Here is a 20,081-nt window from a genome sequence, read left to right on the forward strand (position 1 = left end):
ATGGTTTCTATGATTAATACTAATAGAACCTATGTAACGAATGACCCGAGGTATCTGTGAAGATACCTCGGGCCTTTTTCCAACTCACGTTAGATTATTCGCATTCGCTGAATATGCAAAAGATTATTTTGCTTCAGACTTGGAATCGTAACGTTTTTGCCACTCTGCCAAGATATCCTTGCGATTAACCGCAGCCCATTCAAAATCGTTGTCGATCATTGCATCGCCAAGATTTGCTGGGAAGTGCTCAACAGGTTTCGCAACGCCAGGATAAGCAACTACCGCATAACCTTTGTTATACATTTCGTTTGCTTGTTTGGTCACTGTGAAGTCTACAAGCTTTTGAGCTGCTTCTAGTTTCTTTGTGCCTTTCACGATAGCTGTCGCTTCCATGTCCCAGCCAACGCCTTCAGATGGAACAACGATATCAATCGGTGCGCCTTTAGCTTTGGACTTAGCACCACGGAATGCGAAGCTGATACCAATTGGTGCTTCACCAGATGCTGCTTGTTTACAAGGCTTGGAGCCAGAGTGAGTATACCATGCGATGTTTTCATGTAAGCCATCCATGAATTCCCAACCGCCTTCTTCACCGAAGATTTGCAACCAAGAAGATACGTCTAGGAAACCTGTACCAGAAGAGTTCGGGTTAGGCATAACTACATGGCCTTTATATTCAGGCTTTGTTAGGTCTTTCCAGCTTGTTGGTGTTGCAAAGCCGTGTTTAGCTTGTTCAACTGTATTCACACATACAGCCGCAACCCATGCATCCATACCTGTCCAAGATGGAGGTGTATCGCCGTCAACGAATGCTTTTTCCAATTTGTCGACACCAACTGGTGCATAAGCTTCCAACATGCCTTCGGATTTCAAAAGCATCAAAGATGTTGCTGCAAGACCCCAAACAACGTCAGCTTTTGGGTTTTCTTTTTCAGCAAGCAATTTCGCAGTTACGATACCTGTGGAATCGCGAACCCATTTGATTTTAATATCTGGGTTTTCTGCTTCAAAAGCTTTTTTGTACTTTTTCAAGTCTTCAGCTTCTACAGCTGTGTATACTGTCAATGTTTCCGCAGCCATTGCAGAAGTAGCCATTGTTGTCGCAACGGCGCCGAATACAGCAGCTTTCAAGATAGAAGAAAATTTCATTTTATATTCCCTGTCTGTTAAGGATAACCGAGGTTATCCGGACTGATAAAAAAGACCGACCTTTTTCGGTCTCTGGTCTAGTCAGATAGCGTTACTTTGAAGTGACAAAAATATGACAATTTTTTTACATGTTCTTTCCGCATAAAACTGCGGAATGTAGGAAGAATGTGAAAAATTTATGACTTTAATATGTCAAAAAATTTAAATTGTCCGATCTCCATCTGTTCTGTAACTTATTGTATTTATTTAATTTTTTTACAATATTGTCCGGAAGTCAATATCAATTACAAATAAAGTGTAACCTGAAAAAACCACAAAAGTCTACATAAAAACCAAAAATTTTAACACAAATGTCACAAATGCAATTGTAGAATGTGGTAAATTGTGGTTTTATGTGTGTAGATTATTAGGGGACTAATTATGAAGCGTCGGCTTTCAGATATTCTCAAGGAATTACGATTAACCGGACATGCGACAATTTCTGATCTTGCGAATAGATTAGAAGTTTCAGAAGAGACAATTAGACGTGATCTAAAATTATTGTCGAAAGAAGGTTTGATCGAAAAGCACCATGGTAGTGCAACCCTTAGAAATTATAGCAGTGAGCCGGAGTTTCACCATCGTATTGAAGAAAACCGAGAGATTAAAAAACAGGTCGCTAAATTAGCTGCATCAAGCATCAGTGATGGTGATGTGGTGTTTTTAGATATTGGGACAACTACTGCTTTCGTAGCAGAGGCACTTATGAACCATAGAGACCTAACGATTGTGACTAATTCTGTGGTTATTGCCAATACGACTTTTGCGGAACGAGGGTTCAAAACCTATCTAACCGGTGGTGAAATTCGATCTCATGATGGCGGCATGTTTGGCCCTGAAGCTTATGATGCGATTAAACGTTACTGCATTAACAAAGCAATTCTGTCTACGGCGGGTATTCACCATGCATATGGTTTTTTGACCCATCATCTTTGTGAGGCAGAATTGTATAGTGAAGTAGCTAAAATGGCAGAGATGACAATTATTTGTGCGGACTCGGAAAAATACAATCGCCGAGCACCGATTAAATTATTGGATTTTGATGATGTGGATATTTTATATTCGGATCGTGTACCTGCCAAAGCGCTTCGTAAGGAATTAGAAAAACATAATGTGACTATGCGGTTATTAGATCGCATGGCAAAAAACGATGTGATTGAGGACGCTGCCGCCGATTAGCTAGGTAGCCCCGGTCAGGAAGGTATATATGTCTGCGACGTCTGTATTGATTCAACTGCTTGGCACTATTGCTCTATTACTTTGGGGCATGCGGATGGTTAGAACTGGGGTTCAAAGAGGTTTTGGAAGTAAGTTACGTTCTTTTCTAGGAGAATGGTTATCCAATCGCTTTGCCGCTTTTGGCGCTGGTCTAGGTGTGACAGCTATCTTACAAAGTAGTACGGCGACATGTTTGATGGTGGCTGATTTTGCCAGCCGTAATATTGTTATACTTCCTGTTGCGTTGGCGATTATGTTAGGCGCGGATGTTGGAACTGCACTTGTTGCACAAATTCTAAGTTTGAATTTTTCTTGGCTTTCTCCTGTGTTGATTTTTGTGGGATTTGTTGTTTTCACAATCACAACCAGTCAGAAGAAAAGTAATATCGGAAGAATTGCTATTGGGCTTGGGATTATTCTTCTTTCTTTAAAATCCATTGTCGGGGTTTCTGAACCCTTAAGAAATTCTGAAACATTGGTTCTGGTGATTAATGCGTTGGCAGGTGAACCACTTGTGGCCGTTTTGTTGGTTGCTTTATTAACATGGGCTGCACATTCCAGTTTGGCGATTGTTTTACTAGTTTGTTCTATGGCCTCTACAGGTGCAATTCCCGTTGAACTTGGAATGGTATTAATTCTTGGGGCAAATTTAGGGGGCGCATTACCGCCAATTTTTGCGACTCTTTATACATCACCGGCAGGTCGTCGTGTTGCTATTGGTAATGGGATTTTTAAATTGTTAGGCTGTATTTTGATTTTCCCATTCCTGTCCATCGTAGAGCGGGAGTTAACGCCATATAGTATGGGAGTGGCTGGTTTGCTAATTAATTTACATCTCGTATTCAATGTGGGATTGGCCTTTATCTTCATGCCTTTTACGTCTTTGATGGATCGCTTGTTAAAGAAAGTGATCGTGGATCAAGATATGGGCGATTCGCCAGAAGTTGTTCGTTATCTGGATATGAGCATTCCAATTGACGCCACATTGGGGTTGAGTAATGCGTCTCGTGAAGTGTTACGCATGGGGGATGAATTGGACCACATGCTTAAGCAATCTTTCAATATGCTTCATGAGGGCGATAGCGAGACAATTAAGGAAATCTCAAAGGGTGACGATGTTGTTGATGAACTATATGAAGCTGTGAAAGTTTATCTAACTGAAATTCGTAAAGAGGAATTGGATGAACAAGAAAGTCAGCGTTGCGGTGAAGTGATGGCCTTTTGCGCAAATTTGGAACATATCGGTGATATCATTGATAAGAATTTGTTAGCAACTGCGATGAAATTGATGGAGAAAAATTTATCATTCTCTGAAGCGGGGCTTAATGAATTGGAACAAATTCATCAGCGAGTGCATGATAATCTTCGTTTGGCTATGGGCGTTTTTATGTCCCAAGATATCAGCATGGCGCGTCGTTTGATTCTGGAGAAAGAAACTTTCCGTCAGATGGAACATGAAGCTGCTAATAGTCATATGGAACGTTTCCAGGCGGGACGTCCTGAAACGTTGGAGACATCCAGTTTGCATCTTGATGTTATCCGGGATTTGAAACGAATCAATTCCCACCTGACTTCTGTTGCTTATCCAATTTTGGACCAAGCAGGTGAGTTGCGTAAGACGCGTTTGCGTAAAAAGTTTATGAAGATGGCGTAAGCCTAATCAGCCTTGTTTCTTAGGCCATGTGTCGGTGAGGCGATAGCCTTCCGGCCATGGGTCATCAGGGTCCAGCATATGTTGGTGTGTGCCTGTAATCCAACCACGCCCGGAAATTTTGGGAATGATGGCCGTTTTTCCATTTAATTCTGTTGTATTGGCGATTTGTCCGATAAAGGTTGAATCAATTACAGATTTCATGATCAGGCGTTCACCTTGCTTCATTTTGCCTTGTGCATGAAGAACTGCCATACGAGCGGAGACACCTGTTCCTGTTGGTGACCGATCTAATTTACCCGGATCGATGACAACCGTGTTTCTCATTGTCCAATCGTTCGATGTAGTGTCTTTGCTTAAAGGGCCCGTAATCTGGCAGAAGGAAATATGTTTCCAATCCGGATTGGTTGGATGGGTGAAGCCGAGCTGCTCATTGGCTGCATGGGTGATTTTTGCACCAATTGTTGCAAGATCCTTCGCTTCATCTTCTGTAATAGAAAATCCCAAATCTGAGGCATTGATCATAACAAAACTATCACCGCCATAGGCCGTATGGACATTGAAGCTGCCTAAGCCTTCTACTTCTATTTGCTGATCAAGTTGGTCCACAAAGGAAGGCACATTCTGAACAGTAATGACCTTAGCTTTTCCATTTTCGCATTGGGCTTCAACTTCTACCAAACCACCTGGCGCTTCAAGCGTGATTTTGGTGATAGGTTCTGTCATCGGCAAGATGCCGCTATCCAGTAAAACTGTGGAAACGCAAATGGAGTTTGACCCGGACATAGGAGGTGTATGTTCCGGCTCCATGATTATAAAACCCATATCTGCTTTCGGATTTTTGGGCGGTACCAATAGATTGATATGGCGAAAAACACCTCCACGAGGTTCATTTAATACGAAGTTACGTAATGTATTATCTTGTTCAATCCATTTGCGCATATCCCATAATGTGTCACCGGGCGGTGGAGCAACGCCGCCAACAATAACATCACCAACTTCCCCTTCTGCATGACAGCTGACGATATGAATTGTTTTACTGCTGCGCATTTATGGTACTCCCTATACCTTTCACTTTCTTCTGATATATCTGTAAATTGAGTGACAGGGAAGAGGCAAATTTGTATATAGCGTATATTGCTGGGAATTAGGTTTTTTATGAAATTATCTACCAATCAAATGTCCAAAGAATATTGGGAAGAGTTAAATCCTCTATTGTCTATTGGAAGGAACTATTCTGAAAAACTTGATGCGTTTCTTTCAGACGAAATGCTAGATTCGGTTTCAGAGAGTCTAAACAGGGATGGCTATTTCACACTACCTTCCGTCATATCTGACGAATTGGTGTGTGATCTTCGTCATGCAATGATGAATTTAAAACAAGTAAATATTCCACCTGCATATATATATGTCTATGATCAGGCTTGGTTCCTTTTTGCGTCTGTTAGCAAATTATTGTCACGCTTTTTAGGGGAAGAGCATGTATTGCTTCCTAATTTCTGGGCATGGCATTTAGAAACTGCCAAAGGGGCTGCCGGCTGGCCGCCGCACCAAGACTGCCAAGCTGAAACCAGTTTTCAGATTGAACATGATAGTTACGTATTTATGAGTTTGTCCTTATGGATTCCTTTAAATGATACGGATGAAGATAATGGCTGTATGATGGTTTTGCCTCGGCCTGTTGCGGATAGATATGAGCCGCCAATTACAGATGTGGATCAGGTAGGTTTAGAAGATGGCAAGGCGTTGCCTGCAAAAGCGGGAAGCGTTATGGGATGGGCGCAAGATATCTATCACTGGAGCAGCTGTGCGACAGGTCTATCGGATACGCCACGTATTAGTTTGTCTCTAGAATTTCAAAACCCTGTATTTGACCCACTTGCGACACCTTGGTTAAATGCAAGGGTTCCAGTTTCTTTTGAAGAACGGCTTGAAATTATTGCTCTTCAATTTAAAAAATATTCGCATATGACAAGCTAAACTCTTTGTAAGAATTTAACTTCACTCAAAATACCGATTCATTGTACTTTTCTATGGCAAGATTAACTTCAAGGAAATTGGTATGGCTGAAACTTGTATTTGGAATGATGAAAGAGCTTTATTTGGCGCAGTTGAGCTGAATGAAATTGCAGAGGCATTTTTTCCAGATATGGGATTAGAGGATGCTCTTTACCCTAGTTTAAAACAGTATCTTGAAGAAAAGAAAACTATTCTAGAACTTCTTGAGCTAATTTATGTTTTTTTTAAGCAAATACCTGATGATGTTTTTCAGGCTTTACCGTGTACAAGAGCTGAATATATAGAAAAAATCAAACAAGTATCGGAAGAAATTAATTTTAAACGAGGCATATACACGAAAGAGAATAAGCCTAATCCAGATGGTGTTTATTGGCCGCGTGAAAATTCATTTCTAGAAGAAACAATAGAGCCTTTTGCTAAGAAGTATCCCATCATGGATATGAATACTTTACTTGGTGCTGCTGGTAGTTGTTTTGCCTCTGAGTTTTCTTTTGCAATGCAAAGTAATAAATTCAACTATCTTATCAAAGAGCCGCTTCACACTGGAGAGCATGGCATATTTAATTCTTCCACGCGCAATAACCCAAATATGCCTGATTCCTCGGCACAATGGGGGACATTGTTTAATACGCCCAGCTTTACGCATTTAGCGGAAAGGGCTTTTGGTGATCGAAGTTTCCCTAAAATCTTAGTTTCAGAGACGAACAAAAATGGTTTAACCCAATATAATGATCCTTACCGTGAGGGGGTCTTTTTTCAATCTCAAGAAATTTTTGAAGATGATTATGAACTTCATTTGAAGGCGGTGAGAGAAGTATTTGAAGAATGTGAGGTTTTTGTCTTTACGCCGGGGCTTAGCGAATGTTGGGAATATATGCCACATGGTTCTGTGATGTCGCGAAATCCACGTAATGAGACGTTACGTTCCTTATCTCGTCCAAGAGTATTAACATACGAAGATAATGTACATTATATGCAGCGTTTTATTGATATAGTTAGGCACCATAACCCGAAGATTAAATTTATTATTTCAGTTTCTCCTATTCCATTTTTGGCAACGACTAGAGGTCACGAGATGCATGTGATGGAAGCTAATGTATTGTCAAAAGCCGCAATTCGTTTGGCGGTTGATCATGTCTGTAGGAATAATCAGGACGTATTTTATTTTCCAAGTTATGAATTGGTTACGACTGTTTTACCTAAGCCATGGGAAGAAGATATGCGTCATGTGACGAAAGAAACGGTTGGTAAGGTGGTCGGATTGTTTGAGAAAATGTTTGTGAGACATTAAAAAAGGGAAGCAAATGCTTCCCTTTTTTACTAGCTATAGGCAAACCTTAATCAGCAAAGGCTTTCTCAATTACGAATTGAGATGGTGCTGCATTAGAACCTTCATGGAAACCATGGTCCAAAGACATTTGTTTGCAAGATTTCAGCATATCTGTGGATCCACAAATCATAATGCGGTCAATTTCAGGATCAAATTTTGGTACGCCTAAATCTTCAAATAACTTACCGGATTCAACCAATTCTGTAATACGGCCTTTTACCGGATAATCTTCGCGGGTTGCGGATGTATAATGCACAAGCTTTTCTTGTGCCATTTCACCAATCAACGGATCATCCATAACATCTTTAACCAGTTGTTTGCCATATTCCAGTTCTGCAACTTCGCGACACGTATGGGTTAGGATCACTTGATCAAATTTTTCATATACTTCCGGATCACGGATCAAGCTTGCAAATGGCGCAATACCTGTCCCTGTCGATAGCATATATAAACGTTTGCCAGGAAGAAGCGCATCAACAACCAGTGTACCTGTTGGTTTTTTACCAAGAAGGATTTTATCGCCCGGTTTAATATGTTGTAGGCGGGATGTTAATGGGCCGTCTTCAACTTTGATGGAATAAAAATCCAATTTCTCATCCCAACTTGGGCTTGCCACTGAATAAGCACGCAATAATGGTTTTCCATTAACCATCAAGCCGATCATGATAAATTCACCGGAACGGAAACGGAAAGAGCCCGGGCGGGTGATGGAGAATGAGAATAAACGATCTGTCCAATGTTTTACGTCTAGTACAGTTTCAGCTGTGACAGATTTTGGCAGCGTTGTGTTTTCATCAATTGCGTCAAAAGGCATGGCTACGTCCTATGTCCTATCTAATCCAAACAAAAAATAACCATATGTCCGACTTTGAACCAAGCCGATACAAATGATTTTTATCCCTAATCCCGAAAACAATTATGCAGTCTATATACGTTTCTTTATAAGAAATCGCATTGATTTAAATCTAATATTTGAAGAGGGGAAGCTCTTCAAAGCCGCATTATTTTTCGCATTCTTCTACTCTCTTTTCTGGAAAATTCAAGAAGAAAGCAGTGGGATAGTAAAAACTCTCATATAATACAAATAAAAAATGTAAATATATTATATAACATATTATATAGGTGAATTAGAATTGAGATGCAAGGAAACTCTTGCATAAAAGATATGTATATTTAAAAAGACTGCTATTCCAATTGGTCATCAATCACGATGATCTCTTGATGCTTCTATAATTTAAAACGGAGACGATCTGATGCAAGATTATAAACGTGAATTTATTGAATTGGCTATGGCACGTGAGGTTTTGCAATTTGGGGAATTTACCCTGAAATCTGGTCGTAAAAGTCCGTTTTTCTTTAACTTTGGCAAATTCCATACAGGCAAAGATATGTCTTTGATCGGGAAAGCTTATGCAGCCGTGATCAAGGAAAAAGGTATCGAGTTTGATGTGATGTTTGGCACCGCTTACAAAGGCATCCCGATTGCGGCAGTCACAGCAGCGGCACTTTATGACCAATATGGCGAAGACAATAATTACTGTTATAACCGTAAAGAAGCTAAAACCCATGGTGAGGGCGGTAATATCGTTGGTGCAAAGCTTGAAGGTAAAACCTTGTTGGTGGACGATGTGATGACAGCGGGGACAGCCATTAAAGAAGCTGCGGGTATGGTAAAGGATGCAGGTGCAGAGCTTGGCTGTATTTTGATCGCGCTGGACCGCCAGGAAAAAGGCGCAGGTGACCTGTCAGCTGTTCAAGAGATTGAAAAAACTTTCGACATTCCAGTTCATTCCATTATCACACTTTCTGATGTTCTTACCTATCTGGAAGGTCGTGCTGATATGGCAGAGGATCTCAAAAATCTTTATGCCTATAAAGAGCAATATGGAATATAGTGAAGTGAGCAATATCACTATTGAAATGTATAACCCTGATTGGCGTGATGCGTTTGAAAGAGAATGCGACTCGTTAAAGGGGGGCATCTCTGACTCTTCTCTTGTTCTACATCATATTGGAAGTACTGCAGTGTCAGGTATCTATGCGAAACCCATCATAGATATTTTGGGGGTGGTCGAGGATTTCGATAAACTAGATAGCCAAAAGGCGCAATTCGAGAGAATTGGCTATGAAGTTATGGGAGCTTTTGGAATTGAAGCGCGTAGATATTACAGAAAAATAACAGCTGATGGTGTTCGTACCCATCATCTACATATATTTTTACAGGGTAGTGAGCATATAGATAGACATCTAGCTTTCAGAGATTATTTAAGATTACATCCGGCTGTTGCGAAAGAGTATTCTGATTTGAAACTTAAGTTACTGGATAAAAAAGATCTATCTTGGGATAGTTATATTGATGGCAAAGAAAGCTTTGTGCAACGAACTGAAGAAAAGGCACTAGATTGGTATTTAGCAACTAAATGCTAATGGTAGCATCAATCTAATATCCTGTTTGCATGTGTTCTATAATAGTCGGAAGTTTCCTTTCGGCTTTTTTATTGAGAAATGTTTTCATAAATTACATTTCTTAAAGAAATTATACGTTGAAATGAATTTTAATTCCCTACAGAATTTAATAGGAGGTCGACATGCCTTCAAAATCGGGGAGTTTGAAACATGGATATGTATATTAACGGAAAATGGTGTGCCGCGGAAAACAACGCCACATTGGATGTCTTTAATCCCGCCACCGAAGAATTGATTGATACGGTTCCTAATGCCACTGCAGGGGATGTGGATAAGGCAGTCGCGGCTGCAAAGGCAGCTTTTCATCCTTGGCGAAAAATGACGGTGATGGAACGTAGTGAGATGTTGCGTGAAATCGGGATCAAGCTGGATGCGAAACGTGCGGATTATGCCAAGCTTTTAACACAGGAAGAAGGCAAGCCATTTGATGAACATATGAATGATGAATTGGTAGTTTGTCTTCATATTGTCGATTATTACGCACAATTGATAAAAAACTCTATCGGACGGGTTTTACCAACAGATCAACATGAAACGTTTAACTTTGTGCTAAAAGAACCTTATGGTCCAACGGCTTGTATCGTGCCTTTTAACTATCCATTGCTGATCATGTTTTGGAAAGTGATCCCGGCCTTGGCGGCAGGTAATACAGTGATCGTGCGCCCGTCGGACAAAACCCCATTGGCGACGTTGCAATTGGCGAAAGATGTGATGGATCATCTACCTGCAGGTGTGTTGAATATCATCACAGGTGATGTGGTGTCGGGGCAGGCTTTGGCAACACATCCTGATGTGCCGACAGTTTGTTTTACGGGTTCAAATAAGGTTGGCGAAGAAATTGTACGTTCCACAGCCCATCAATTTAAAAACCTGCTTATGGAATTAGGTGGAAAAGACGCAGCTGTTGTAACCGAAGATATGGATGTGAAGATCGCGGCCAAAGCTTTGGCCACATCTGCCTTATGGAATTGCGGGCAAGTCTGTACCTCAACCGAACGTATTTATGTGCAAAAATCTATCTACGAAGACTTTGTTGCAGAGATCACAACCAATTTTGAAAAGGTTAAGATCGGTAATGGTCTGGATGAAGGGATTGAAGTGGGGCCGATGGTGGATAGAGCCGCTTTTACCAAGGTGGAAACGCATATTCAGGATGCCGTTGCCAAAGGCGCACGCATGGCCACGGGCGGTAAAGCCCATACAGGTTTTGATAAAGGATATTACTTTGAACCAACTGTCTTGGCGGATGTAACATCCGATATGTTATGTATGACAGAGGAAACATTCGGCCCTACGGTTGCGATTATGCCCTATGAAACTATTGATGACGCCATTGAACTGGTGAATAGCAGCCGGTATGGGCTAGGCGCAGTGATAATGAGTATGGATATGCTAAAGATCAAACGCTTCTTTGAAGATGTGAAGGCCGGGACCATTTGGGTGAACGATCCATTGCCAGACAATGTAGGCGGACCCTTTGGTGGTATGAAAGATAGTGGTATGGGGGATTTCCGAGAGCTTGGTGAAGAAGGTTTGGAAGCCTTTATGGAAACCAAACATGTGCATTGGTCCTTTGATCCTAAAGCCTTGCAAGATGGCTGGTTCGGCGAAAAGATCGAATAAATCGCGATATAGGGTGAGGAAATGAATAAAGAAGACGCCAAGAAACTGGCAGAGGCTTATATCGATTGTTGTCATTCCGGATTTGAGGAACGCATCAGCGAGATTTTCTCACCCGATAGCTATATCTTTGATACGGCAACTGCGCGGGTTATTGCACCAGATAGCTTGATCGAAGATGTGCGTCTTTTGCGGCGCGCTTTTCCGCATGTGCGATTTGAACTCACCCAATATGCTTTATGTGATGATCAAAATATGATGGTGCGCTGGCGATTGGTGCGAAACTCCATTCCATCAGATGTTTTGGATAAAATCGGTGGGCTGAATGAAGACTATACGGGTGTCGATTTCTTAAAGCTTAACGGCAATCAAATTGTTCAAACCCAATCTTATCTGGATCGATCTGGCGAAACGCTGGAATATTTTGCCCGTCGTATTAATCAGGAATTAAACGAACAGGAAATTGCTAAATATAAAGCGGGGGCGGGGCGGCAGGAAAAATCCGACCAATTGATTTTTGAAAATCTGAAATCCATGATGACGGTTGAAAAACTATATCGAAATTCAAAAATCCGCATGCCCGCCATTGCAAAGCTTTTAGGGATTGGAAGTAACCATCTATCCCGTGTGGTGAACCAATTGGCGGATCAAAATTTTAATGACTATTTAAACGGATATCGTATCGCGGATGCGAAATTACTGCTGGAACAAGTTGCAGAAGATAAGCGACTGACCATGGGGCAAGTCGCTTTGAAATGCGGTTTTAACTCACAATCTGTTTTTAACGCAGTTTTTAAAGCACGTGTTGGCGTAACCCCCTTACAATATCGTATGTTACGTGATACCGAATAGCTTCTTGTTTTTGCACCATAGGCTTAATTTATGTCCAATATCCCAAAGAATCGATCACATCTGATAGAGCTGATTGAAGGTAACTTTGCGAAGCTTTCAGTGGAGTTAGATACTTTAACCAATGAAGATGCACAACTAATTGTTGAGGAAGATATTTCTATCAAGGACATTCTGGCGGTACGTCTTTGGTGGTGTGAAGCGACGTTGATGTGGATATCGGTGGGGCGTGATGGTGGGACATGTGAGTTACCCGCAGAAGAATATAGCTGGCAGCAAACACCTGCATTAAATAAGCATATTGCTGAACAGGCGGTTACAGTATCGATTGAAGATCTTATTGGTGATTTAAAACAAGGCGTGAAAGAAGTTTTGCGGGTGATAGATACACTTACTGAGGCAGAACTTTGTGATGTTGGTATGTTTAAATGGGCAGGAAAATGGCCTGTAATGCGTTGGGTTTCTGTGAATACTTCCAGCCAATTTGATAGCGCACGTAAAATGATTCGAAGGGCCAAAAGAGCGAAAAATGTATGATTTCGGACAATTTGTCATAAGAATTTGTCGAAATTGGACCTTTGTGAAATAGGGCAAAGCCCCTAAACTTCTTTTTAAATGATGCTTTAATTAGCTAATGATAATCTGATTTTTGAATGAGATTATTCTTGGTTGAGTATTTTTCATCTGATGAACAGATTATTTCCATAAAGGGTGTATGGAATCTTCTTTTCGCACTATGGCAAATACCGTAAAATTAGAGCAGTTAAAAATTATAAAACGATAACTTTAGGGATCGAAGACTAATGAGATATGAAGCTCCTACAACCGTAGAGGCGGCTGTAAGCCTTTTGTCTGCAGAGGCAGGCTTGGCAAAGGTCTTGTCTGGTGGCACCGATCTGCTTGTGCAAATGCGTATGGGCATGGTGGAACCAGATTTGATTGTGGATACAAAACGTATTCCGGGTTTTGGTGATATTGTCGAAGAAAATGGCGGCTACCGTGTTGGTGGGGCTGTGCCTTCTGCGGAATTGAATGAACATGCAGGTTTTACCGCGATGTATCCGGGTGTTGCCGAAGGGGCTGACTTGATTGGGTCTACCCAAGTACAAGGGCGCGCGACGATTACAGGTAATTTATGTAATGCTGGTCCTGCAGCAGATAGCGTGCCTTGTGCCGTGGCTGTTGGATGTGTTGCACGTATTGCAGGTCCAAATGGCACACGTGATGTTGCCATCGAAGATATCCCGCAAGCACCGGGTAAAACCTCCCTTGAAAAAGGGGAATTGGTTGAAAGTTTATTCTTCCCGGCGAAACCTGCCAATACAGGTGATGCTTATTTGCGTTTCATTCCACGTACTGAAATGGATATTGCCGTGGCGGGGTGTGGTATCTCTATTACCCTAGACGATGCTGGTACATGTACCGCTGCAAAAGTTGCAATCGGTGCGGTTGCCATAAAGGTATTGGTGGTTGACGAAGCTGCACAAGCATTGATCGGCACAAAGGTTGATGACGCTGCTTTGGAGGCTTTGGCATCTGCTTGTTCTGAAGCGGCAAAACCAATTACAGATAAACGCGGTACAGTTGAATTCCGCAAAGAAGTTGTCGGCGTGTTGGCAAAACGTGCTGCGAAAATTGCGCTTGATCGCGCGAAAGGGGCATAATCATGGGTATTCATGTTTCTACAAAAATTAATGGTGATGATGTTGAATTTGTCTGCGATGCAGAAGAAACATTATTGGATGTATTGCGTGACCGTTTGAACCTGACGGGCGCCAAAGAAGGCTGTGCCACAGGGGATTGTGGTGCGTGTTCTGTGACGATTGATGGTCGCTTGACCTGTTCTTGCCTGACATTGGGCGCAGAAGTTGAAGGTCGTGAAATCGGCACTGTTGAAGGTGTTGCCAAGGGCAATGAACTTCATCCGATTCAACAAAAGATTTTGGATAATGCAGCCCTTCAATGTGGTGTTTGTACACCAGGTATTGTGGTTGCGGCTAAAGCGTTATTAGAGAAAAAGTCAAACCCATCCGAAGAAGAAATTCGTTACTGGATGGCAGGCAATCTGTGCCGTTGCACAGGATATGACAAAATCATCCGTGCAATTCAGGATGCAGCAGCAGAGATGAGAGGATAAAGATCATGGCGTCTTCTACAGGTGAAGCTCCAGAGAGCAAAGGTACACATCAGTATCAGCCACGTGATTTTAAAGTCGTTGGTACAACGCCTCTTCGTCCGGATGGGGTTGATAAAGTGACAGGCCGTGCCCGTTTTGGCGCGGATATGAATTTACCCGGTCAATTGGTTGGTAAGGTTCTGCGTAGCCCACATCCACATGCCAAGCTTGTATCTATTGATACATCCGAAGCAGAAGCATTATCTGGCGTAAAAGCAGTTGTAACCCGTGATGATTTTGCGGAAAACGAAGCCCATCATGATATTCTATGTAACATCATGGCACGTGATAAAGTGCTTTATGAAGGTCATGCCGTAGCAGCGGTTGCTGCAACTTCACGTGCTATTGCCTTGAAAGCATTGAAGAAGATTAAGGTTGTATACGATATTCTTCCACATGTGACTGATGTAGATGAAGCGATGAAAGCGGATGCGCCTATTCTTCATGATGACATGTTTACCCATGGTGTTGATCCAATGCCGACAACTGCGTCTAACATCGCAGGGCGTTGCGAATTTGGTCATGGGGATGTGGATGCCGGTTTCGAACAGGCAGATATCATCATTGAACGTAGTTTCAAGACCGCAGCAACCCATCAGGGCTATATTGAGCCGCATGCTTGTGTGGCGACGGTTACATCTGATGGCTATGGGGAACTTTGGGGCTGTACGCAAGGTCACTTTGTGTTGCGTAATGTGTCTGCCTCTCTGGTCGGTATGGACGTGTCCAAACTTCGTGTGACCGCGTCTGAGATTGGCGGTGGTTTCGGCGGTAAGACAACAGTCTTTTTAGAACCTGTATGTTTGATGTTGGCCAAGAAATCCGGCAAGCCAGTTAAAATGGCAATGACCCGTGATGAAGTGTTTAAAGCATCTGGTCCAACGGCATCTTCCAGCATGGATGTGAAAATTGGTTGTACAAAAGATGGTCGTATCACGGCTGGTTTTGCAGAAGTTCGTTATCAAGGTGGTGCTTTCCGTGGGGCGCCTGCTGATTTCGGGGCGATGTGTGCTTTTGCATGTTACGCCTTGGAAAATGTCAAAGCTGTTGGTTGGGAAGTTGTAACTAACCGTCCGAAAGGTGCCGCTTATCGTGCACCAGGGGCGCCAATGTCTGTGTATGCGGTTGAATCCGTTGTTGATGAATTGGCAAAAGCCATTGATATGGACCCGATTGATTTCCGTTTAAAAAATGCGGCACGTAATGGCGATAAATCTTCCTATGGACCAAAGTTTGAATCTTTAGGTCTGGTTGAAACATTGGAAGCTGCCAAAAACCATCCAAACTACCAAATCCCGTTAGGACCAAATCAAGGCCGCGGTGTTGCGAGTGGTTTCTGGTTTAACTTTGGCGGGGAAACTTGTTCCACATTGAACGTCAACCAAGATGGCACGGTGGCGATTTCTGTGGGGACACCTGATATTGGTGGGTCCCGTGCTTCGATGTGTCAAATGGCGGCCGAAGAACTTGGTATTCCATATGATCAGGTTCGTGCGATCGTGACAGATACCTCAAGCCTCGGATTTAACGATACGACAGAAGGCAGCCGTGTTACTTTCTCAAGCGGGATGGCCGTTATCTTTGCGGCACGTGAAATTATTGGCAAGCTATGTGAACGTGCGGCAATGATGTGGGATATTCCGGTTGAAGCAGTAAAATGGGAAGAAGGTAAAGCCATTCCTGCTGGTGCAAATGCAGGTGATTTTGAACCTTTGACTTTGGCTGAAATTGCGGATGCTGCTGGTGGCACTGGTGGTCCGATTGCAGGACATCATGAATATAATGCAGATGGCGCTGGTGTGTCTTTTGGGACCCATTTAGTAGATACAGAAGTTGATCCGGAAACAGGTTTTGTGAAAATCCTACGTTACACTGTTATTCAGGATGCAGGTAAAGCGATCCACCCATCTTATGTAGAAGGCCAATTCCAAGGCGGTGCGGTACAGGGTATCGGCTGGGCTTTGAATGAGGAATATATCTATGGTGATGATGGCAAGTTGCAAAATGCAGGCTTCCTTGATTATCGTTTGCCTGTGGCATCTGATTTGCCAATGATCGATACAGTGATTGTAGAAGTACCCAATCCGGGTCATCCATATGGTGTACGTGGTGTCGGTGAAACAGGTATCGTGCCGCCATTGGCTGCGATTGCGAATTCTGTTTCTGATGCGGCAAATGTACGTATGACTGAATTACCGATGAGCCCGCCACGGATATTAAAGGCAATCCATCAAGCGGAAGCAGCTGAGTAAATCAGAAAGGATATCCATGGTTCAGGTCGTTCTATCGGGCATTATGAAAGCAGCTGTTGATGATCAGGCGGAGATTGAGATCGAAGCTAAAAACATCAAACAGCTTCTGGATGCTTTGGCACGGGACTACCCGAAGATGGAGCCTTATGTGAAAAAGGGCCTCGCGGTGTCCATCAATGGTGTGATTTATCGCGATAGTCTTTATCAGAAAATTCCTGAAGACGCAGAAATCTTTGTGATACCGCGTCTTGCAGGAGGGTAAAATAAAAGCCGCAGTCATTTGATTGCGGCTTTTTCTTTAGGGGCGTTGAAAAACTTCTCGCGCTTTTGCGGCTTTTTCTCGCATGACACAGCCTTCTGCATGATCATTGATTAATCCCATGGCTTGCATAAAGGCGTAGGCGGTTGTCGGACCAACGAATTTCCAGCCACGTTTTTTTAAATCTTTGGAAAGGGCGATAGACTCCGGGGAGGTGGAGACGGTTTGAGGTTCAGGTAAATCCTCCGGCTTTGGCTCATAGGACCAGACATATTTTGCGATAGAACCCTCTGAGGCAACCAGTTCTTGTGCACGTTTTGCATTGTTGATTACGGCTTCAATCTTGCCGCGATGGCGGACTATGCCTGCATCGTTTAAAAGGCGTTCTTTGTCTTTTTCATCAAATTCAGCAACTTTGTTAAAGTCGAAATGATGAAAAGCTTTACGAAAGTTTTCCCTTTTTTCATAGATTGTGCGCCAACTTAGGCCTGATTGAAAACTTTCCAGGCAGAGCTTTTCAAATAAACGTTGGTCATCCCCCACGGGGTAGCCCCATTCATTATCGTGATATTCAAAGAAATTCGGAGCACTATCACACCATTTACAACGTGGTTTTCCATCAGGACCAATTGTTGTTTTACTCATCATTATTCTCCGGAAGGAATCAGAAAACCAAGACGATCAACCGCTTTACCCGGCTTGATTTCCAGAATCTCAACATCGACAATTTCATTAGCCACAAATGGGTCTTCATTCACGCGTGTTTCAAAATCCTCACGACTGATATTATGCGCGATGACCGACCCGCCTTGGTTTGGCTGTAAACTACCTATCAGGATAAACACACCATCATCAAAGCCTTGTTTGATCCATGCATTATGATCTGACATAAACTTTGGGGCCTCCGCCTTGTTTTTTCCAAACCGTAATAGGGCAATAAACATATATAAAACTCCCGTTAGTGAATTTGTTTTAATGTGAGGTGATCAACCCAATCACACATTTGATCGACTTCAGATTGGACATAGCTTTCATCTTTAAATGCATTGGCAAGAGAGGCGACACCTTGACTACGACCCAGAAGATGCATGGAAAGCTGATCAGCATTTTCTTTATGTCCAAGCGTTTCGAATTGTCTTTGCAGCCAAACTCGAAATAGGGTGAAAAGTTTATTCGCACCATCTTGTGCATCATGATCTAACTTAATGAGTTCTGCGGATAGAGTGCCAACAGGACAACCGAATTTCATAATTTTAGTTTGATTTACAATCAGAATTTTGATGAAGCTCTTAATACGGTCAGCTGCACTATCAGCATCTATTTCCCATTGATCTAGCATAGATTCTGTACGGGTGAGGCGTGCAAGAATGACCGCATCCAATATCTCATCCTTGGTTTTAAAATGATAATAGAAATTTCCACGTGAAATATTAACAACCTCCGCAATATGGGCAAAGGAGGTTGCCTCAAATCCATGTTCATAAAAAAGTTGATCGGCGGCTTCGATAATCTTGGTTTGGGTTTTCATCATAACACCAAATTTAAAAATTAGGACATTTGTCCTAAAATATAGGTGCATTATGAAAATTGTCAAGAGATCCAGTATACTAATCGGTGAAACAGTAAAATGTTGTGAATTAAATTACGAATCAGCTAAAGGATGTATATGTGCTTGTTTCTGATGCAGGGGAGCTTGAGTAGGCTGTTAGAAGACCACTTAAGAGCAGGGATAAAGACATTATTTGGCGTTTGTTGAAACAGGGACAGGAAATCTGTCATGTCTTATAAGCTTTTTGGCGATCTTTTTAGATTAGCCCCTTATCTTGCATTGGTTGTTCTGGCTGCGTGGCTGGGGCAGCAAGAAGCTTTTGTTGTTGATAGCCAGTTCGCGGCTACTCTACCTGTATTACCTTATGTCCTATGTGTTGTTGGATGTTTATTCGCTTGGAATTTCAAAATGAGTACGAGTGTACTGGGATTCCTTGTAATTGGAATGGTGTATTGGACATCTGCGATGTTCTTACCTTACGGCAATACCGCTGATGTTTTCGGTGACGTTTTATTTGCGGGCATATCAATTTTGCTACCAGTTAATCTCGTATGGCTATGTTGGGCAGAGGAGCGCGGCGTACTTAGTCGCCAAGGTATAATCAGGCTTGCCCTCATCTCAACTCAATTCGCATTCTTATATCTGTTTACCTATGTGATTGAAGGGGCGATGCAACAAGTAGTGATCGCCATACTAAATCTAAAATTGATAAGTACTTTCTGGACGGCATGGTCCAATTTGCCTCAACTGGCAATAGGTGCGTATTTTATTAGTCTAGGCTTTATGTTGTTACGCTTTATGTTGCAGCGTTCGCCTCTACAAATGGGTTGGATTAGTGCGTTAATTGCAAGTTATTTCGCTTTTCAAGAGGCAGGTAATCCAGATCAGGTTGCCCTTTACATCTCTGTTGCATTGCTTGCGCTCATTATCGCCAAGGTTCAGGTTTCTTATCAAATGGCATTTGTGGATGAGTTAACCGGTATTCCAGGACGTCGTGCTTTAATGTCTGATATGAAGAAGTTAGGCAGCAAATATGTGATTGCGATGAGTGATATTGATCATTTTAAAAAGTTCAATGACACATATGGTCATGATATTGGCGATGAGGTCCTGCGGATGGTTGCCAACCGTTTGTCCATGATAACGGGTGGTGGGCGTGCCTATAGGTATGGTGGTGAAGAATTTTGTGTTTTGATGCCTGTTGGTGAGGTTGAAAAAGCGATCCCACATCTTGAAAAACTGCGGGAAACGGTTGAACATTCCGAGTTTGTCATACGATCAAAAGATCGCCCGAAGAAAGATAAAAAGGGCAGTAAAAAACGAGGCGGGTCTGAGACTAATCAATCGGTACAGGTCACAATTAGTATTGGGGTCGCAGCTAAAGGGAAAATGCATAGTGATCCAATGGCCGTGATGAAGTCGGCTGATGAAGCATTATATCGCGCTAAGAAAAAAGGCCGTAATCAAGTCGCAAAATAAGTTCAAAAAATAAAACCCTCTGTCG

At 42.4% G+C, this 20,081-nt stretch carries 20 protein-coding genes; 14 read left to right on the forward strand and 6 right to left on the reverse strand.

Annotated elements, in window-relative coordinates:
* Nucleotides 1-123 precede the first annotated feature (123 nt).
* Nucleotides 124-1,149 carry a putative 2-aminoethylphosphonate ABC transporter substrate-binding protein gene (locus ACOQOA_RS13120; protein WP_420549071.1) on the reverse strand — a complete coding sequence of 342 codons (1,026 nt, stop codon included), beginning with the start codon at nt 1,147-1,149 and terminating at the stop codon, nt 124-126.
* A 420-nt stretch (nt 1,150-1,569) separates the two neighbouring features.
* Between ACOQOA_RS13120 and ACOQOA_RS13125 the strand changes: the two genes are divergently transcribed.
* The gene (locus ACOQOA_RS13125) at nt 1,570-2,367 is read left to right on the forward strand and encodes a DeoR/GlpR family DNA-binding transcription regulator (RefSeq protein ID WP_420549072.1); all 798 of its coding nucleotides are present in this window, start codon (nt 1,570-1,572) and stop codon (nt 2,365-2,367) included.
* Nucleotides 2,368-2,395: 28 nt separating this feature from the next.
* Nucleotides 2,396-4,060: a Na/Pi cotransporter family protein gene (locus tag ACOQOA_RS13130; RefSeq protein ID WP_420549073.1), complete on the forward strand. Its 1,665-nt coding sequence runs from the start codon at nt 2,396-2,398 to the stop codon at nt 4,058-4,060.
* A 6-nt stretch (nt 4,061-4,066) separates the two neighbouring features.
* Here the strand turns inward: ACOQOA_RS13130 and ACOQOA_RS13135 are convergent, their stop codons facing one another.
* Entirely contained in the window at nt 4,067-5,107 is a 1,041-nt protein-coding gene (locus ACOQOA_RS13135; RefSeq protein ID WP_420549074.1) for a trans-3-hydroxy-L-proline dehydratase, read from the reverse strand.
* 108 nt (nt 5,108-5,215) lie between these two features.
* Here ACOQOA_RS13135 and ACOQOA_RS13140 point away from each other — a divergent pair, with 108 nt between their 5' ends.
* Nucleotides 5,216-6,037 (forward strand): phytanoyl-CoA dioxygenase family protein, encoded by an 822-nt coding sequence (locus tag ACOQOA_RS13140; RefSeq protein ID WP_420549075.1) that lies wholly within the window; start codon nt 5,216-5,218, stop codon nt 6,035-6,037.
* A gap of 82 nt (nt 6,038-6,119) precedes the next feature.
* The gene (locus ACOQOA_RS13145; RefSeq protein ID WP_420549076.1) at nt 6,120-7,367 is read left to right on the forward strand and encodes a GSCFA domain-containing protein; all 1,248 of its coding nucleotides are present in this window, start codon (nt 6,120-6,122) and stop codon (nt 7,365-7,367) included.
* Nucleotides 7,368-7,413: 46 nt separating this feature from the next.
* Here ACOQOA_RS13145 and ACOQOA_RS13150 read toward each other — a convergent pair whose 3' ends face one another.
* Nucleotides 7,414-8,220: a ferredoxin--NADP reductase gene (locus ACOQOA_RS13150; protein ID WP_420549077.1), complete on the reverse strand. Its 807-nt coding sequence runs from the start codon at nt 8,218-8,220 to the stop codon at nt 7,414-7,416.
* A gap of 439 nt (nt 8,221-8,659) precedes the next feature.
* Between ACOQOA_RS13150 and pyrE the strand changes: the two genes are divergently transcribed.
* The 9 genes from pyrE (at nt 8,660) to ACOQOA_RS13195 (ending at nt 17,031) form a co-directional block, all read left to right on the forward strand.
* Complete coding sequence (gene pyrE, locus ACOQOA_RS13155) at nt 8,660-9,301, forward strand: orotate phosphoribosyltransferase (RefSeq protein WP_420549078.1); 642 nt, start codon at nt 8,660-8,662, stop codon at nt 9,299-9,301.
* The gene (locus tag ACOQOA_RS13160; protein WP_420549079.1) at nt 9,291-9,833 is read left to right on the forward strand and encodes a GrpB family protein; all 543 of its coding nucleotides are present in this window, start codon (nt 9,291-9,293) and stop codon (nt 9,831-9,833) included. Before pyrE ends, ACOQOA_RS13160 begins: the two co-directional genes overlap by 11 nt.
* 189 nt (nt 9,834-10,022) lie before the next feature.
* The gene (locus ACOQOA_RS13165; RefSeq protein WP_420549080.1) at nt 10,023-11,495 is read left to right on the forward strand and encodes an aldehyde dehydrogenase family protein; all 1,473 of its coding nucleotides are present in this window, start codon (nt 10,023-10,025) and stop codon (nt 11,493-11,495) included.
* 21 nt (nt 11,496-11,516) lie between these two features.
* A complete protein-coding gene (locus tag ACOQOA_RS13170; protein WP_420549081.1) occupies nt 11,517-12,344 on the forward strand; it encodes a helix-turn-helix domain-containing protein in 828 nt (275 codons plus the stop codon).
* 30 nt (nt 12,345-12,374) lie between these two features.
* A complete protein-coding gene (locus ACOQOA_RS13175; protein WP_420549082.1) occupies nt 12,375-12,878 on the forward strand; it encodes a ClbS/DfsB family four-helix bundle protein in 504 nt (167 codons plus the stop codon).
* Between the two features lie 266 nt (nt 12,879-13,144).
* On the forward strand, nt 13,145-14,005 hold the full coding sequence (locus tag ACOQOA_RS13180; RefSeq protein WP_420549083.1) for an FAD binding domain-containing protein: 861 nt from the start codon (nt 13,145-13,147) through the stop codon (nt 14,003-14,005).
* 2 nt (nt 14,006-14,007) lie between these two features.
* Nucleotides 14,008-14,478 carry a (2Fe-2S)-binding protein gene (locus tag ACOQOA_RS13185; RefSeq protein ID WP_420549084.1) on the forward strand — a complete coding sequence of 157 codons (471 nt, stop codon included), beginning with the start codon at nt 14,008-14,010 and terminating at the stop codon, nt 14,476-14,478.
* Nucleotides 14,479-14,483: 5 nt separating this feature from the next.
* Entirely contained in the window at nt 14,484-16,769 is a 2,286-nt protein-coding gene (locus ACOQOA_RS13190) for a xanthine dehydrogenase family protein molybdopterin-binding subunit (protein WP_420549085.1), read from the forward strand.
* 16 nt (nt 16,770-16,785) lie between these two features.
* Nucleotides 16,786-17,031: a MoaD/ThiS family protein gene (locus ACOQOA_RS13195; protein WP_420549086.1), complete on the forward strand. Its 246-nt coding sequence runs from the start codon at nt 16,786-16,788 to the stop codon at nt 17,029-17,031.
* 36 nt (nt 17,032-17,067) lie between these two features.
* On the opposite strand, the gene ACOQOA_RS13200 is transcribed toward ACOQOA_RS13195, so the two are convergent.
* Genes ACOQOA_RS13200 through ACOQOA_RS13210 form a run of 3 tightly spaced genes read right to left on the reverse strand, consistent with a single transcriptional unit; the run spans nt 17,068 to nt 18,559 of the window.
* Entirely contained in the window at nt 17,068-17,673 is a 606-nt protein-coding gene (locus ACOQOA_RS13200; RefSeq protein WP_420549087.1) for a DNA-3-methyladenine glycosylase I, read from the reverse strand.
* Between the two features lie 2 nt (nt 17,674-17,675).
* On the reverse strand, nt 17,676-17,972 hold the full coding sequence (locus ACOQOA_RS13205) for a YciI family protein (protein ID WP_420549088.1): 297 nt from the start codon (nt 17,970-17,972) through the stop codon (nt 17,676-17,678).
* A gap of 14 nt (nt 17,973-17,986) precedes the next feature.
* Nucleotides 17,987-18,559 (reverse strand): TetR/AcrR family transcriptional regulator, encoded by a 573-nt coding sequence (locus ACOQOA_RS13210; protein WP_420549089.1) that lies wholly within the window; start codon nt 18,557-18,559, stop codon nt 17,987-17,989.
* A 246-nt stretch (nt 18,560-18,805) separates the two neighbouring features.
* Between ACOQOA_RS13210 and ACOQOA_RS13215 the strand changes: the two genes are divergently transcribed.
* Nucleotides 18,806-20,056 carry a diguanylate cyclase gene (locus ACOQOA_RS13215; RefSeq protein WP_420549090.1) on the forward strand — a complete coding sequence of 417 codons (1,251 nt, stop codon included), beginning with the start codon at nt 18,806-18,808 and terminating at the stop codon, nt 20,054-20,056.
* Nucleotides 20,057-20,081: the final 25 nt, after the last annotated feature.

Origin of the sequence: Curvivirga sp., assembly GCF_965219885.1 — a bacterium.
Lineage (GTDB): Bacteria > Pseudomonadota > Alphaproteobacteria > UBA8366 > Aestuariispiraceae > Curvivirga.